This window comes from Enterobacter cloacae, assembly GCF_013375935.1.
In the GTDB taxonomy this organism is placed as follows: Bacteria; Pseudomonadota; Gammaproteobacteria; order Enterobacterales; family Enterobacteriaceae; genus Enterobacter; species Enterobacter pasteurii.
The window spans coordinates 3,457,331-3,472,594 of sequence record NZ_CP056117.1 but is presented as its reverse complement, the minus strand read 5'-3'; the positions used below and the strand labels follow the sequence as shown (position 1 = coordinate 3,472,594).

At 51.3% G+C, this 15,264-nt stretch carries 12 protein-coding genes and 3 pseudogenes; 7 read left to right on the top strand and 8 right to left on the bottom strand.

All coding sequences use genetic code 11. The annotated features are described in order from the left end of the window. Positions 1–76: 76 nt before the first annotated feature. Together HWQ14_RS16300 and HWQ14_RS16295 are read right to left on the bottom strand one after the other, a co-directional pair. Positions 77–895 (bottom strand): abortive infection system antitoxin AbiGi family protein, encoded by an 819-nt coding sequence (locus HWQ14_RS16300; RefSeq protein WP_103798342.1) that lies wholly within the window; start codon positions 893–895, stop codon positions 77–79. A 241-nt stretch (positions 896–1,136) separates the two neighbouring features. After that, on the bottom strand, positions 1,137–2,396 hold the full coding sequence (locus tag HWQ14_RS16295; protein ID WP_176610311.1) for a hypothetical protein: 1,260 nt from the start codon (positions 2,394–2,396) through the stop codon (positions 1,137–1,139). Positions 2,397–3,472: 1,076 nt separating this feature from the next. On the opposite strand from HWQ14_RS16295, the pseudogene HWQ14_RS16290 reads away from it, so the two are divergent. Together HWQ14_RS16290 and HWQ14_RS16285 are read left to right on the top strand one after the other, a co-directional pair. Beyond that, positions 3,473–4,336: pseudogene (locus HWQ14_RS16290) on the top strand (MFS transporter); the annotation flags it as partial. A gap of 33 nt (positions 4,337–4,369) precedes the next feature. Then, a pseudogene (locus tag HWQ14_RS16285) lies at positions 4,370–4,462 on the top strand (carboxymuconolactone decarboxylase family protein); the annotation flags it as partial. A gap of 310 nt (positions 4,463–4,772) precedes the next feature. Here HWQ14_RS16285 and HWQ14_RS16280 read toward each other — a convergent pair. Next, entirely contained in the window at positions 4,773–5,243 is a 471-nt protein-coding gene (locus HWQ14_RS16280) for a hypothetical protein (RefSeq protein WP_176610310.1), read from the bottom strand. 125 nt (positions 5,244–5,368) lie between these two features. Here HWQ14_RS16280 and HWQ14_RS16275 point away from each other — a divergent pair, with 125 nt between their 5' ends. The 3 genes from HWQ14_RS16275 (at position 5,369) to HWQ14_RS16265 (ending at position 7,221) form a co-directional block, all read left to right on the top strand. Continuing rightward, the gene (locus tag HWQ14_RS16275) at positions 5,369–5,602 is read left to right on the top strand and encodes an alpha/beta hydrolase (protein ID WP_209007146.1); all 234 of its coding nucleotides are present in this window, start codon (positions 5,369–5,371) and stop codon (positions 5,600–5,602) included. Between the two features lie 105 nt (positions 5,603–5,707). Next, positions 5,708–6,472, top strand: coding sequence for an SDR family NAD(P)-dependent oxidoreductase (locus tag HWQ14_RS16270; protein ID WP_176610309.1), 765 nt, complete (start codon positions 5,708–5,710; stop codon positions 6,470–6,472). A 491-nt stretch (positions 6,473–6,963) separates the two neighbouring features. Continuing rightward, a complete protein-coding gene (locus HWQ14_RS16265) occupies positions 6,964–7,221 on the top strand; it encodes a hypothetical protein (RefSeq protein ID WP_245166411.1) in 258 nt (85 codons plus the stop codon). A gap of 26 nt (positions 7,222–7,247) precedes the next feature. On the opposite strand, the gene HWQ14_RS16260 is transcribed toward HWQ14_RS16265, so the two are convergent. Continuing rightward, positions 7,248–8,186, bottom strand: coding sequence for a LysR family transcriptional regulator (locus HWQ14_RS16260; RefSeq protein WP_176610308.1), 939 nt, complete (start codon positions 8,184–8,186; stop codon positions 7,248–7,250). Positions 8,187–8,312: 126 nt separating this feature from the next. Here HWQ14_RS16260 and HWQ14_RS16255 point away from each other — a divergent pair, with 126 nt between their 5' ends. Continuing rightward, positions 8,313–9,692 (top strand): DHA2 family efflux MFS transporter permease subunit, encoded by a 1,380-nt coding sequence (locus HWQ14_RS16255; RefSeq protein ID WP_176610307.1) that lies wholly within the window; start codon positions 8,313–8,315, stop codon positions 9,690–9,692. A gap of 13 nt (positions 9,693–9,705) precedes the next feature. Here the strand turns inward: HWQ14_RS16255 and HWQ14_RS16250 are convergent, their stop codons facing one another. From HWQ14_RS16250 to HWQ14_RS16240, 3 genes are read right to left on the bottom strand one after another with little or no spacing between them, the layout of a single operon-like run. Then, on the bottom strand, positions 9,706–10,701 hold the full coding sequence (locus HWQ14_RS16250) for a DUF2891 domain-containing protein (protein ID WP_176610306.1): 996 nt from the start codon (positions 10,699–10,701) through the stop codon (positions 9,706–9,708). Positions 10,702–10,710: 9 nt separating this feature from the next. Then, positions 10,711–11,697, bottom strand: a complete 987-nt coding sequence (locus HWQ14_RS16245; protein ID WP_047354811.1) for a DUF979 domain-containing protein — start codon at positions 11,695–11,697, stop codon at positions 10,711–10,713. Beyond that, positions 11,694–12,416 (bottom strand): DUF969 domain-containing protein, encoded by a 723-nt coding sequence (locus HWQ14_RS16240; protein WP_148422681.1) that lies wholly within the window; start codon positions 12,414–12,416, stop codon positions 11,694–11,696. The genes HWQ14_RS16245 and HWQ14_RS16240 overlap by 4 nt, the downstream gene beginning before the upstream one ends. A 224-nt stretch (positions 12,417–12,640) precedes the next feature. On the opposite strand from HWQ14_RS16240, the gene HWQ14_RS16235 reads away from it, so the two are divergent. Next, positions 12,641–13,189 (top strand): winged helix DNA-binding protein, encoded by a 549-nt coding sequence (locus HWQ14_RS16235; protein WP_148422680.1) that lies wholly within the window; start codon positions 12,641–12,643, stop codon positions 13,187–13,189. On the opposite strand, the pseudogene glgX reads toward HWQ14_RS16235, so the two are convergent. Beyond that, positions 13,186–15,263, bottom strand: a pseudogene (gene glgX, locus HWQ14_RS16230) (glycogen debranching protein GlgX). The gene HWQ14_RS16235 and the pseudogene glgX sit on opposite strands and share 4 nt — an antisense overlap. Between the last annotated feature and the right edge of the window lies 1 nt (position 15,264).

The window sequence follows — 15,264 nt, the reverse complement described above, 5'->3', positions numbered from 1 at the left end:
ATCTGATTGCAACAATCAAATTTCTTTTAATCTATAGCGACTCCTCAATAAAGTTTTTAGTAACGAAATGGCTTATTCAGAAGTCGTTAATTACTTTATCCATTGTCAATATTTTACTAATGAATTCGTTATCAAAACTATCAGAACTTGATAAACAATTTATTACCTTGAGCATGTAAGAGTCGTCTGGCACAAGTATATATTTGATATCATCCAGTGTAAAGTTGATGCTGAAATCAAAAAATCCTTCACTAAACTTTTTCTTATCTTCGTATGATATGACTCTCTCGAGATTTAAACTCGGCCACATATCACCGACAAAAGGTTCCGGTACATATCTCCATTCTTTTTCATCAGCAAAAATATAGTTATCGTCATCCTTTTCCCCTGGCCTTACTAGTTTTCCTTTGTAGTTTTTCATGTAACGAAGTAAATTGTAAAGGTCTGAATATTCATCTTTAAGTGCGTTAAATAACTTTGATTCTGTAGGGTTTAATTTTTTTCTTTTATTCCAAAGTGGCAACAATTCATTTTTTATTATTCTGACCCTTTTGTTGTAATTGGAAAACAACCCCCCTCCTTGCTCCATATACAAAACAGGATGCAATTTCTTTTTTACCGCCCAAGTTTTTGTGAGACCAAAACCAAATTCACCATATTTGAATGTATGATCATCAATTTGCGATAATCTTATATCACAAAAAGAAACCATAGGAACAGCAAATTGTCTCCTTGAACCAATTCCTGTAATACGTTCTCGAGCTAAAAAGGGTTTGAAGCGCCGCTCTGTAAGTATACTATAAAATGCTTCTTCATTGTTTGTGAAATGAAAAATAGTGGAAGGGTGCAGACTCTTAGACCTTTTCTGCTTGGTTTTCTTTGCTACTTTTTCCATTATAACGTGTCCAATACAGGTAAACATTTTGCAATGTAGTATTAGTTTACTAAAATCATATAACTAAGATTTTATCTTTTAATTTTAATCACAAAAACCATAAAATAAATTACAGACTCATATAAAAATAAATTACATTCGCAACTACGGAATTAAACCATAAATCCTTATTTTGTTTAATATTCATGCCCCGCCCCCCTTAATCTACATAAGTGCCATAGTCATTATGTGGGCATAGCTATTAGGTAAACGACATAGTTAACATTCCAAAAAGCATCCCACTCGAGCTTGTGTAAACACTGCCGAATGATTCGAAATGCTTCACCAAACCACTACTTTTAAACATTTTACTGAATTCAATTTTATCCGCTTCGGTTACTAGACGACATTCTAAGCGTGTCTCGGAATGCTCAGCTACAAATCTATAATCAATTATATCGTCGAAATTTTGCCATAACGCGAGTTTTAAAAGGTCCGCTTTCATACCAACATAGTAAATTGTTTGGTCATTAACACTCCCCCAAATCCCTGCATCACTGGAGTCATTTATGTATGTTTTATTATAAAAAAATTGTCTTATTACTTTTTCTGCGTCATCATCATCCCTAACCCATTCAATTAGTGGAATACCATCAAATTGCGTGATATTTTCATTCTCTATAAGAACAGCGATCCTTTTATCTAATGCTTTAGTTAATCTAGAAGATGGAGATATGACTTTCATTAAAAAATAAATGTCATATAGTCTAGAAAGGATTCTCTCTCTTCTATAATCAAATTCTATATCTTCAATGTTTGGGTCAACCAACCAACATTTTATTTTTCTTGAGAACTCTTTGTCAATGGCTGTAATTGTTCCAAAAAGATAATCACCTGGGTAATCTGAAATTGGATTATTTTTAGTTTGTTCTTTTTTATCAACAATACTTTTCTTATGAGTTCTTAACTTCTGTATCGTGCTGTTGTTTTCAACATAAGATCCTTTCGTCTCAATTTGCAATGCACCATGAGGGGAAATCGCCACGAAATAGTCAAAAGCTTTGACCTGTAATACGGGGATCGGTATCCAATCGGCCGAAGTCATGTTATTCACATGTGCAATAACGAGCATTCCAATTGATTCGCCTATCCTTTCCGTTATAGAAGTAGTTAAAGAATCGACACTATTACAAACATGTAAACTATCGGAAATATATTCAATGTATCCATCAATTTCATAAACAGCTCTGCTTATATGCTGAGAAATCATGTTTCTGTCAGGGAAATCAAGAGGTCTAGATGTTTTTAAATGAAAAAGATAGTAAATAAAAAACTCCTCGATATCGATTTCAATTCCACTCATCACAGATAATCTAATGTTATTTCTTACAATCTTCGGATAAGGGTTACCTCGTCTTCTGTTAAATAATTTTTTCTGTTCATTATTGTAATAATTAATGTCAATTTTTATTTTTTTTGTTGGATGATTAAACGGGTTATTCGGCTGCAGTGATATGTTCATCACATTCCTTTATTTGGATGATTTTAAACTGGCGCCTACCATCAATTCCCGAGCAAGCCAGCGCCCCATCTTGTAACCTTTGGGTGATGTCATTCGCGCATCAACTGAACTGTGACTGACGTTGTGGGATTTTTGAACAAGGCTGCGGAGTTGTACATGCCTGATATTGGTTCAACAGGGCAATTATTCCAGTACTTATAACTACTGCGTCGAACTCCGAACACGTGGCAAGGCGTTTTCATGGAATAACGCGCCCTGAGTTTCTCGATTAACGAGAACTGTTCAGGAAGTCTGACATCAAGATCATGGTTGTAGTTTTAGTCTGTCAACTTAACATCATTTTTAAAATTTCATACTATATTTCAATGCGTTGCAATTTCCCTTAAATTCACGTATTTCAATCTGCTCAGGTGTTATGGGAGAAGCTTTTGGCGATCAACTTTGCCGTTTTTCTCGCAACTGTCCCACCCTGCCAGTCATTGTAGAAATGCCGACAGCGCCGTCCAAGAGGGTATGGTTTTGGTCGAGAATTAACTGAGCAGATTCCTGTTTAAACTCGGGGCTAAAAATTCTTCGCATTGTGTCATCTGCATTTATGAGGTAAGAATATCAACCTCTTAACAGGTGTCCAAGTTCATTAAACCACGATACCTTAGCAACGCTACCGCCATCAGAGACGTCAGTCCTGATTAAGCATTGATGTGTCCAAATGTTACCAAGATTCTTAAGTTATTCAAGAAAACAATCAGATAGCTCTTGAAGATTTATATGCTTGGTTATGCGATTGCGATGTGACATGGTTTATGAACTCTACTAGACCAAGCTGTCAGAAAATACACATAAGAAGCGCATTCTTAGTAAGTTCATGAAGCACTTTGAATGTGGTTATAAATCTTTCTATTAAAAATAGAAAGTTAAAACAATTAGATGTTGCGAATTTTTCTTATGAACTAGATTTCCACACAACATAAGTTAAATATGGTAGGTTTGTTCTTAAGTTCATAAGACACTCACACTAACTGATAAATCAATACGTTATGATTTAGGATAGCCATCTCGTTTCCTGGGTCGGGACATTTGTGATAGGCCTGGGTATAGCCATTGCTAACGTTCTTGTCGTTCCGCTCGTTAAAAGAGATTTCCCGTCACATACTGCACGCTGTGTCGGGCTCTATGCGGCAACGATGGCGCTTACAGCAGCATTTTCCAGCGGCGTTGCTGCCCCACTTTCCGCGCTCAGCAATGCCGGATGGCGACTGTCTACGGGTATTTGGGTTATCACCGCCCTTCTGGGCTTAGTTGTATGGCTCAGAGTTTGTGCCGGTGCGACTCAGGAGTCTGTCACTGTCGTTCAGGCACAGACTCCCGTTAAGCGGTCAGTATGGCGTAGCTCTGTTGCATGGCAGGTTTCGATGTTTATGGCTCTGCACACCATGGTGTTCTATACGCTCATTGACTGGTATCCATCAATGGCAGTTGAGCATGGGGTCAGCGCGTCGACAGCAGGCTATCACCTGTTTCTGTATCAGGCCATTGCCGTCATTGCTAATTTGACAACTGCCGCGTTTATTTCACGCCTTAAGGATCAACGCCTCCTTGGCCTCATTTGTTCACTGTTCATTACAATCGGAGTGGCAGGGATTCTTTTCAAACCGGCTTTTTCTGCTGTGTGGCTGCTGTTCGCAGGTGTAGGTGCGGGAATGTCTATGGTCACCTGCCTCACGCTCTTTGGGCTGCGGACTCGTGAACACAGCCAGGCAGGTCAGCTATCCGGCAAAGCGCAATGTATCGGCTATTTGATTGGTGCTCTCGGCCCCTACCTTGCGGGCATTATTCGCGGCCACTCACTTAACTGGAACTCTGTGTTGCTCTGCATACTTGTCGTTACGCTGGTACAAGCCTATTTTGCATGGCACGCCGGTAAGGACAGATTCATTTGAATATAATCGGTAAAGTTTAGTCCTCCGGGTACCCAAGCCGCGTTTTACGCTGGCTGGCCAAACGCATTTACCGCTGCTCCGGTTGTCGGAGAGGTGCTAAACAATCGCTCATCGAGTAAAAGGTAATATTTCTGAACACTAAAACCTGACGCACATCACAAAAATAGAAAGAACAGTTCATGAACCAACAAGCGTAACATCGAGTGATTTATGGACAGCGTTTAACACAGTTATGAACCAAAACTGAGTTCATAACTGTGAGTTTGAATCGCCATTTGATTAATATCCATTTAAAACAGTTTGTTATACTTTTTTCGGTGCTGAAGTAAATTATGTATATTCCTCAAACCCAGAATAGTTAAATTTAGTCCGTCGTTCATTTAGTTCATAACCGCCCACAGAATGCGATTAATCATACACTTACCTATCCCCCTATCTATCGGCTACTTCTAGTTTTTTTCTTGTCTTCATCTTGACGAGGAATAGATTGTCGACTGTGATTTTCATCTTCAGGAACAAGAAGTGATAATCTTAGTAAATCAGCTAAAACTGCTCCGGTCACTGGTGATTTATTAGAGGCATGGACATCACCGTTAAGCCCTGCTTGTCCGCGCATAAATTTACACTCTAACCAAGAATGATGGCGCCAACCATATTGACTAAGCCTCTTGTTTGCCACATATAGGCGACTAAAATCAGCAAATAAGTCAGCACGTAAATATCTAGGCGAACTGACTGGTTTATAAAGCCCATTACTACGAAATAATTTTTCACTTTGTAAGCATCCTATTGGATTAGGAACATTACGACCATTTAATACTTGAAGTAATGATAAAGTGAAAGCTGTCATCAATCCTGATTCATAATTTTGAGTTTGATAACCAGAACCGTGAATCATTTCCGGCAATGAATGATACGGTAAATACCAGTACGCCTAACTTTGTCCGGGAGGCGACTGATTATTACCTGACTCCCAGAGGTGCGCATCCGAATGCACGTAACCGTTATGTCGTCACCAGTCCAGGGCTCCATATGGCCTACTATCCACTTGAGCATATGGATTTGATTTCGCCCCGCCCCGTGCTGCTCATTGCCGGTGAAAAAGCTGAAACAAGAAAATTCAGCCAGCAGGCTTATGACAAAGCGAAAGAACCGAAGGAGCTGGTTATTATTCCTGGTGCATCACATTTTGATTTATATGACAAACCACAGTTTGTTAACCCTGCCCTGAATAAGCTGGCAGAGTTCTTTAGCAAAAACCTTTAATCATAACCAATCATAACCGTACGCAGGTGTATGTGAATAAGCAGCAGAAAGTCCAGAAGTACGCTGAGGGATCTTCTGCTGATGAAATATTAAGAGGAAATAATTATGAATCTATCATTGAAAAATAAAGTTGCGCTGGTCACCGGTGCCGCGTCCGGTATTGGCTTTGCAACTGCACGTGCTTATGCCGAAGCGGGCGCTGCCGTCGTGTTAGCGGATATTAATTCTGAACGGGTAGAAAAGGCCGCAAACGATCTGATTTCCCGTGGTTTCGAAGCTAAATCGTTCACCTGCAATGCGGCAAATCTTGATGAAGTTGAAGCGATGGTTAAATTCACTGTTTCTACTTACGGCCGTCTGGATATCGCATTTAATAATGCAGGTGTACAGAACAAACTCGTCGAAATCGCGGACGCTACCGTGGAGGACTTCGATCACGTTAATGCCGTGAACCTCCGGGGCGTCTGGGGATGTATGAAGTATGAACTTCAGCAGATGCGCAAGCAGGAAAGCGGTGTCATCGTTAACTGTTCTTCTATCGGCGGAATTGTGGGCGGTGCAGAACGTGCGAACTACCACGCCGCGAAGCACGGTGTGCTGGGCCTGACCAAGAGTGCAGCTCTTGAATATGCAGGCCGGAACATCCGGGTGAATGCCGTTTGTCCGGGGCTTATCTGGACGCCAATGGTCGATGCTATGGTCGCAGCAGGCCAGAAAGAAGCACTGGAAGCCATGGTGAAAGCCGTTCCGTTGCAGCGACATGGTAATCCGGAAGAAATCGCCGATGCCGTCCTCTGGTTATCGAGTGATGCATCATCCTATATTACAGGTCAGTCAATTTCGATTGATGGCGGCCTGACCATGCGCTAAGCATGGCTGCCCTTATTATTACCCTTTGTTTTCGCTCATTGAAACATCGCCCTGTTTAACAGGGCTTTTTTTAACTTGCGTGTACGGCCATCCTTCACCGTTCAAGTCATTATCCTTCGGGGTTAAGGCCGTGACAGGTATTCTGGTGGTCACGAAACACATGAAGCTGGACAATACCATCATTCTGCAAAAGCTGTGTCTGGATGATAACCATGCGTAGAACATAACGAGCCTAAACCGGACTCTGACATGGACATTCAAGGAAAACGTTTGTGTTTTGATCGCTGAGTTAACGCTGCTATTAACTAAGTCTCAAAGTTGGAATCATTAATTTTTCAATAAATTACCCTGCTAATCAACAATCTTCACGGAATGAAGGAGCTCTCAGATGAATTTACCCGGTCAGCAGTCGCCTGACAGCACCCTTCCCTCTAACGATCTCTCGCGCAGGATTAGCACTGGTATCGAACTTAAAAAACTGGGCGCGCAGCTTGACTGCACATAGCAGCGTGCGCGCCGTGCGGTTACATCTTACGCTGGCGGTGCTAAGCCTGGTATTAACGGCAGCCTATCTGCTGGCCGCGCTGAGCGGTAGTTCTTCTCCGGGCGTCAGCCTGACCGCGGCGCTGGTGAGTATTGTCATGCTGGGGCTTAGCGGCAGCTGCATCCTCTCTACCGCTTTCTATAAGATACTGCTATTTACTTTGCATAACAGAGTCTGGCGCAAGCTTATCAGCCAGACGCGCTAAACATTCATGCCATAAAAATCCCGCCTCTACCGGCGGGATTTATTTTCTTCTATAAGCTTTATTGTCTGCACGCCACATATCGCAAGTATTTTCTCTCTCAGCCAGCGGTGGCCCGGGTCGCGCTCCATCCTTGGGTGCCACATCTGCGACACCGTAATGCGCCGGCTTTTGAACGGCAGCTCAAAAATGTGAACCTGTTCCGTAACCTGCTGATTAGCTAAATAGAGTGCGGGTATCATGGCGATAAGGTCGGACGCCAGCGCCACGGACAGTGCCGTCGGAAATCCCGGCACTACGCTCGCGATTTTTCGCGACATTCCCTGCTCTGCCAGCACATCATCGACGAAGCCGTGCAGCGTGCCTTCGGGGGACGCCACCACGTGGCCCCAGGAGACATAGTCTTCCAGACTTTTTTCTGCCAGGGAAGCCAGCGGATGCCCTTTACGCACCACGCCCACAAACCGATCCTCAAACAGTCTTTGCAGACGTATTTCAGGCCCCATATTGCTCTGCACGCCAATCTCCAGATCGACCAGACCTTCCCGCAGGTAGCGCGACGTTTTTTCAGGCTTTGGCGCAAAGCGTATGCAGACGTCCGGTGCGGCATCGGCCACAGCCGCAATAAGCGCCGGGCCAAACGCCACCACAAAACCGTCGTTCGCCCGAATGGTAAAAAGGCGCGAAAGATGTTCAACGTTGAACGTTTCGGTGGATGGCTGCAAAACCGCCTTCGCCTCGTGCACCGCGCGCCGGGCGCGCTCCCTGGTAGCCTCTGCCCAGGGCGTCAGTACCATATTGCGTCCGGCGCGCACCAGGATTGGATCTCCCGTTACGTCGCGCAACCTGCTCAGGGTGCGGCTCATGGCCGAGGTGCTCAGGCGTAAACGGCGGGCCGCGCCCGCAACGCTGGCTTCGCTCAGCAATACGTCAAGGGCAACCAGCAGATTGAAATCGGGATCGGACATGACTACTCTCCCAGGATTCAGATAAGGCGTTTCATGCAACGATAAAGTGCAAATGGTGCGCCTTCCGCCACGTAAAAGCCATCTTTATAGTTCCGTCATCCACCATCCTTTTCAGGAGACAGCAAGATGACGCTCTTTTCCAGCCAACCCGGCGATGACGGCCTGCCGGGACCGGCGCGCGCCCGGGTGTTGGCCGCGGTAATGACCACCACGCTAATGGGCGTGTTTGACGGCACCATGATTAACGTCGCCCTGCCGTCCATGGCGCAGGCGATGCAGGTCCCCGCCAGTACCGCCGTCTGGTTTGCCAACGGGTATCTGCTGGCGGCGGCCATGACGCTGGCGCTATTCGCGGCGCTGGCGGCACGTCTGGGTTACCGCCCCGTATTTCTGGCAGGCCTTATGACCTTTACCCTGACATCGCTGGGCTGCGCGCTGGCAACGGGGCCCGGAATGCTTATCGTGATGCGCATCCTGCAGGGGATCGGCGGCGCGGCGACGCTGAGCATCGCGCCCGCGATATTGCGGTCCGTGTTTCCCGGCCGATTGCTTGGCCGCGTTCTGGGTTTACACGCCCTGCTCATCGCCTCCAGCTCGGCGCTTGGGCCGGTATTGGGCGGCGTCCTTCTACACACCCTGAGCTGGCAATGGCTGTTTGCCGTAAACGTTATTCCCGGTGCGGTGGCCCTGCTGCTGGCAACCGGAGCGCTGCCGCGCCAGGCTGTAAGCGTTCGGGTGCCCTTCGATTCGCTCGGGGCCATTTTATCGGCGCTGATGTTGGGCTCAACGATCGTGGCGACGAACAGTTTCCAGAGCGCAGCACATCACACAATCAGCCTTTGCTGGGCGGCGATCGCTGCGACGAGCGGCATCGCCTTTATCTGGCAGATCCGCCGTACGGAAAACCCGCTGCTGCCGCCAGCAATGTTTAAAAATGCGCGTTTTACCCTCGCGGCCCTTACGTCGATGACTGCGTTCGTCAGCCAGGGGATCGCCTTCATTGCCCTGCCGTTCCTGTTTCAGAGCGTCTATGGCTATAGCCCGCTCGTCTCTGCCCTGCTGTTTACGCCGTGGCCGTTGGGGATCGTGCTCATTGCTCCCCATGCCGGCCGGTGGGCGGACACGATTTCGGCTCCGCCGATCTCAACTCTCGGGCTGATGATTTTCGCTCTGGGGCTGGGGCTGCTGGCGACGCTGCCTGCCAGCCCAGCCATGTGGGATATCTGCCTGCGGTGCCTGGTGTGCGGTATTGGGTTTGGCTGCTTCCAGAGCCCCAATAACCGGGAGATGCTCTCAAACGTTGCCCGTGACCATGCGAGCTTCGCTTCAGGCGTTTTGTCCATCATGCGGACGTTCGGGCAGTGTCTCGGTGCAGCGGTTGTGGGGGTTATGCTGACGGCAGATGGAAGACCGGTTCATGCTGCGCTGTGGATCGCCACGGCAGCCTCAGCGGGATCCGTATTCGTTAGCGTAAGCCGGTTACGGTCGCTGAGGCTGATAAAATAAGCGCTAGCCTGGGCTACTCCAGCGCCAGCAGCGCAAAGCTCGCCAGCCAGTGCCCGCCGCTGTAGTGGCTGCCGACAACATGCTCCACGCTTGCCGCCAGATGGCGCGCGGCGGCATCGCGCAGTGCCTGCTGCGCCGGATGGCTTTCCGGCAGGGCGCGCGCAATGTGCTTCATGCACCAGGCGCGGCTTAGGTTGAGCCCGTCCAGGTGCGCAATCTTCGGATCGGTGCGATCGCTCACCTCTGCCGGATACATCAGCGCCGAAACGGCGCCCGCGTCCGGCAGAAACGCATCGAACCAGGCCGGGAAATTGTCCGTCACCTTGCTCATCAGCAGGGCTTCGGTAAGCGCCCCGGAAATATACTCGTCGCCGCCCGGCTCATAGTGCGCGGGATAACGGGTGTCCGCGAGATAAAACCGCGTTGCCGCGTCCAGGATAGCCTGCTCAAGCACGTTATCGTTCACCGCCCGGGCGTAATCCAGCCCCAGCGCGAGCGCAAACGCGGTGTTGTAATGCGTCCCGACGCGGATTGGGTAGGTTAACTTGCTGAGGTAATCCACCAGCCGCTGACGAATATCCAGCGTGAGCGGTTGCAGCGTCTGGTACCAGCGCGCCGCCTGCGGCAGCGAGGACTGTTGCAGCTCCTGCGCCAGCGCCAGCAGCCAGCCGTAGCCGTAAGGTCGCTCAAACGACGCGCGGAACGGCGCGTTGAAATAGGCCAGCTCTTTCGCCACCTTCTCGTCGGTCAGGTGTTCCTCAAACAGGGCGACGATCTCTTCCCGGCACGGCAGCCCGGGATACAGGCGCAGGCAGCGCAGCAGGAGCCAGTAGCCGTGCACCGCCGAGTGCCAGTCAAAGCAGCCGTAAAAAATCGGGTGCAGCTCGCGGGGCGGCAGAACGTCGCCGTCATCGTTCAGCAGATGCATGATGTGGTTCGGGTATTCCTGACGTAAATAGGTCAACGGCATTCTGGCGAACGCGTCGGCCTGTTGTTGCGTTAATTCCATAGCGGCTCCTTAGCGAAACACGAGGAAATACATTAAGAACACGTTTACCACCAGCAGGGTTAACGCGGTCGGGATCTGGATCTTGATGACCTGATATTTGTCCTTCAGCTCCAGCAGCGCGGCGGGCACGATGTTGAAGTTGGCGGCCATGGGCGTCATCAGCGTGCCGCAATAGCCCGCGTACATCCCGATAGCCAGCAGCGGCGCCGGGTTGCCGTGATGAACGTTAATCAGGAACGGCAGGGCGATACCGGCACTCAGCACCGGGAACGCGGCGAAGGCGTTGCCCATGATCATGGTAAACAGCGCCATCCCCACGCAGTAAATCACCACCAGCATAAAGCGGCTGTCCGGGTTGACGAACAGGCTGACCACCTTCTGGACCGATTCGCCGGTATTGGCCACCACAAATACACCGCCGAGCATGGCGAGCATCTGCGGCAGGATCACCGCCCAGCCGATGGTATCCACCAGCCGACGAGACTGACGGACCGCATGCAGCGGCGTGCCTTTCGTCAGCCACCAGCCGGTGAGGATTGCCGCCACGCAGGCCACGCACAGCGCCGCCAGGGTAAGCTGCTTCTGGTCGAGCAGATAAACGCCGCCAATCGACACGCCCTTCAGGAACAGCGTCCCGATGACCGTCACCACGGGGATCATCAGCGCTGGCAGGAACAGCCAGTTTTTCAGCCGGTTCGACGAGGCGACGCGCTCCTCCTCGGTGGACATTTTATAATGCCCCTTCCCGACCAGCCCGAAACCCGCCAGCAGCGCAATCACGATAACGGCGCCGCCAATGATGCGATACGCCAGCGACTTGCCCAGCTCCTGCACCATCAGATCGCCAAACAGGAAGATCCCGCCAAACAGGAACCAGAACAGCGCGGTGGTAAAACGTTTCGGGTTGGCGCGGTCGCGAAGGGTCATAACGACCAGCAGCATCACAACAAAGCCAATCAGGTAGTACACGCGGTTAATGGTGATGAGCGTCATCATGATGCGATCTCCTGCGTGCCCTGCTCTGCTTTCCAGGCCATCACGTCGCGACGAATGCTGGCGTCGAGGCGCAGCAGGCGCGTCATGTGAATAATCAGGGCAGCGATGGCGGTCGGAATGGCCCACAGGCCGATGTGCAGCGGCTCGATCCCCTCGATCCCGTTCTCTTTAAGAAACGCGTCAATCAGCAGCACCGCGCCGAAGGCGATAAAGATATCTTCCCCAAAGAACACCGCGATATTGTCGCAGGCGGCGGCGTGCGCCTTAATTTTGTCGCGGATAGTCTGCGGCAGCTCGCCGTATTCGTTCAGCGCCGCCCCTTCCGCCATCGGCGCCAGCAGCGGGCGCACCGTCTGCGCGTGGCCGCCCAGCGACATCAGCCCCAGCGCCGCCGTTCCCTCACGGGCGACAAAGTAGAGCATCAGGATACGCGCCGAGGTCGCGCTGGCGATCTTCGCCACCCAGGCCTGCGCCCGCTCCTTCAGCCCGTAATACTCCAGCAGGCCGATGACCGGCAGGATCAGAATGAAGGTGGCAAGCGATCGGCTATTCACGAACTTTTCGCCAAAGGTTTCCAGCAGCATACCGAAATCCATGCCAACCAGCAGGCCCGTCGCCAGCCCCGCCACCACGACAACCAGCAGCGGGTTGAAGCGCAGTGCAAAACCAATAACCACTACCGGTATCCCGATAAGCGGCAACAGTGTAGAACTGTCCATAAACGTTACCCTATCCAAAGTGAGCGTTGCGCGCCGACGGCTATTTTTTATACTTCGCAGCAGAGCGAAGCCGGTGCATTACGGCGCGCGATGTTGTGTTTTGCGTGAGGCTCCGCAGAACCTGCACTAAAAAGCTATACCTGAACGTCAAAAACATGTAAACAATTTATCAATAAAATGTTCTTATTTTATCGACGGGTTTACATTTCGGGAGAAGGAGCGGTATGACAAAAGACAAAACGAAGACGGCGCCAGGCCACGACGATATTGCAGACGGGCGTATCGTCTCCTCCCGTCATCTGGTCTCAGAGCGGTGTGCCGAACTTTCGGAGCTGGAATACGCGCTGATCATGACCAGCAATGCGTTCAACAAGTGGATGGTGCGCTGCATGACGGCGGCGGGCGAGCCGGATATGGGCGCCTTTGACGTCTCGCTTCTGCACCACGTAAACCACCGCAACCGCAAGAAAAAGCTGGCGGACATCTGCTTTGTGCTGAACGTGGAAGATACCCACGTGGTGACGTATGCGCTGAAAAAGCTGGTAAAGGCGGGTTACGTCACCAGTGAAAAAGCGGGGAAAGAGCTCTTTTTCTCGACGACGGAGGAAGGCAAAGCGCTGTGCATGAAGTACCGGGACGTGCGGGAGGCCTGCCTGATCGCCATTCATGCGGAGAGCGGCATTCCGGGAACGTCGATTGGCGAGACCGCGCAGCTGCTTCGCGCGATCTCGTCCCTGTATGATACCGCCGCACGCGCGGCGGCCTCGCTTTAAGGACGGCGGAACAGGGTGATACTCCGCCCGGCCAGCTCATAATCGACGGATTCCGTGATGATCTCCCCGGTGGGGGTATCATCCGCCGTTGACAGCTCCAGCACCCAGCCGCCTTCCCCGAACTGCGGGATCTGGAACGGGACCGTGCCTTCAAACGGGTTAAACAGCATCAGCACGTCGTGCCAGACGCCCTCTTCCTTTTCGAGATCCGGCCGGCTGATGGCAAGGCCAAGGGTGGAGCCTTCGTCCCACTGTTCCGACTGCTGCAGCCCCCCCCGCCGGCGTTAAACCAGCGGATCTCCAGCCCGTCGCGCCAGTTTTCACGCCGCAGCAGCGGCTGCTCCACGCGCAGGGCAATCAGGCCACGGGTAAATTCGCGCAGCTTCTCGTCGTTTTCAGAGAGCCCTTCCCAGTTTATCCAGGAGATCTCGCTGTCCTGACAGTATCCGTTATTATTGCCCTTCTGCGAGCGGCCAAACTCATCTCCCGCCAGCAGCATCGGCGTGCCGTGGGAGAACAAGAGCGTGGTGAGGAAGTTGCGCTTTTGCCGCTCGCGGGTCGCGATGATGTCCGGGTTTTCCGTCGGGCCTTCTTCACCGTAGTTATATGACCGGTTATCGTTATGGCCGTCGTTATTATCCTCCCCGTTATCGGCATTGTGCTTCTCGTTGTACGACACCAGGTCGTTGAGCGTGAAGCCGTCATGCGCGGTGATGAAGTTGACGCTGGCCCACGGGCGACGCCCGCGCAGATCGTACAAATCACCGGAGCCAAGCAGGCGTGCGGCAAAATCGGTGGAGACGTTATCGCCCTTCCAGTATTCCCGGACCGTATCGCGGTATTTGTCGTTCCACTCCCCCCAGCCCGGCGGGAAGCCGCCCACCTGATACCCGCCGGGGCCAATATCCCACGGCTCACCGATGAGCTTCAGCTTCGACAGCACCGGATCCTGGGTGACTGCATCGAAAAATCCGCCGCGCGGATCGAACCCTTCCGGCTCGCGCCCGAGAATCGTGCCGAGATCGAAGCGGAAGCCGTCAATCTGCATCGATTCCGCCCAGTAGCGCAGCGAGTCCATGACCATCTGCAACACGCGCGGATGCGAGGTATTGACGGTATTGCCGGTGCCGGTGTCGTTGATGTAGTACCGGTGCTGATCCGGCATGGTGCGGTAATAGCAGAAGTTATCAATCCCCTTAAACGACAGGGTTGGCCCCAGCTCGTTACCCTCCGCCGTGTGGTTATAGACCACGTCGAGGATCACCTCGATGCCCGCGTCGTGGTACGCGCGCACCATATCGCGAAAGCCCTGGATCCCCGCCGGGCCGTAATAGCGGGACGCTGGCGCAAAGAAGGCGAGCGAGTTATAGCCCCAGAAGTTTTTAAGACCGCGATCGAGCAGGTGCCGATCGTCCGGGAACCAGTGGACCGGCAGCAGCTCCACCGAGGTGATGCCCAGGCTTTTGATGTAGTCCACGGAGGCTTTATGACCCATCCCCTCAAACGTACCGCGCAGCTCGGGCGGAATGGCCGGGTTAAGCTGGGTAAAGCCCTTGACGTGGCTTTCGTAGACGACGGTACGCGGCCACGGAACGTCAGGCCGGCGCGAGTCCTGCCAGTCGACGGCGTTCGGGTCGATGACCTTGCATTTCGGCGTAAACGGCGCGCTGTCTCGCGTATCGAAGCTGAGATCGAGCTCGTCGTGCCCCAGCTCATAGCCGAAGTGGGCGTCGTTCCACTCGATATCCCCTACCAGCTCGCGGGCATACGGGTCGATGAGCAGCTTATGCGGGTTAAAGCGGTGACCGTTCTCCGGATCGTATGGCCCGTAAACGCGGTAACCGTACAGCGTCCCCGGCTTCAGGTCGGGCACATAGCCGTGCCACACCTCATGGGTATATTCCGGCAGCTCCAGGCGGGCGATTTCTGTTTTCCCGGAAGGGTCAAACAGGCACAGCTCCACCCGCTCCGCGTGCGCGGAAAACAGCGCAAAGTTGACCCCCTTGCCGTCATAGTTTGCGCCCAGCTGCTGGCCGTGACCGGCCCGAATTTCAAACGTTGTATCCTTTGGCATT

Excerpts from the sequence above, each read along its gene's own strand:
- HWQ14_RS16235 (WP_148422680.1), top strand. The coding sequence starts at position 12,641 with ATGACAAAAGACAAAACGAAGACGGCGCCAGGCCACGACGATATTGCA.
- HWQ14_RS16300 (WP_103798342.1), bottom strand. The coding sequence starts at position 895 with ATGGAAAAAGTAGCAAAGAAAACCAAGCAGAAAAGGTCTAAGAGTCTG.
- HWQ14_RS16240 (WP_148422681.1), bottom strand. The coding sequence starts at position 12,416 with ATGGACAGTTCTACACTGTTGCCGCTTATCGGGATACCGGTAGTGGTT.
- HWQ14_RS16255 (WP_176610307.1), top strand. The coding sequence starts at position 8,313 with ATGACGCTCTTTTCCAGCCAACCCGGCGATGACGGCCTGCCGGGACCG.
- HWQ14_RS16295 (WP_176610311.1), bottom strand. The coding sequence starts at position 2,396 with ATGAACATATCACTGCAGCCGAATAACCCGTTTAATCATCCAACAAAA.
- HWQ14_RS16260 (WP_176610308.1), bottom strand. The coding sequence starts at position 8,186 with ATGTCCGATCCCGATTTCAATCTGCTGGTTGCCCTTGACGTATTGCTG.
- HWQ14_RS16275 (WP_209007146.1), top strand. The coding sequence starts at position 5,369 with ATGGCCTACTATCCACTTGAGCATATGGATTTGATTTCGCCCCGCCCC.
- HWQ14_RS16250 (WP_176610306.1), bottom strand. The coding sequence starts at position 10,701 with ATGGAATTAACGCAACAACAGGCCGACGCGTTCGCCAGAATGCCGTTG.
- HWQ14_RS16245 (WP_047354811.1), bottom strand. The coding sequence starts at position 11,697 with ATGATGACGCTCATCACCATTAACCGCGTGTACTACCTGATTGGCTTT.
- HWQ14_RS16270 (WP_176610309.1), top strand. The coding sequence starts at position 5,708 with ATGAATCTATCATTGAAAAATAAAGTTGCGCTGGTCACCGGTGCCGCG.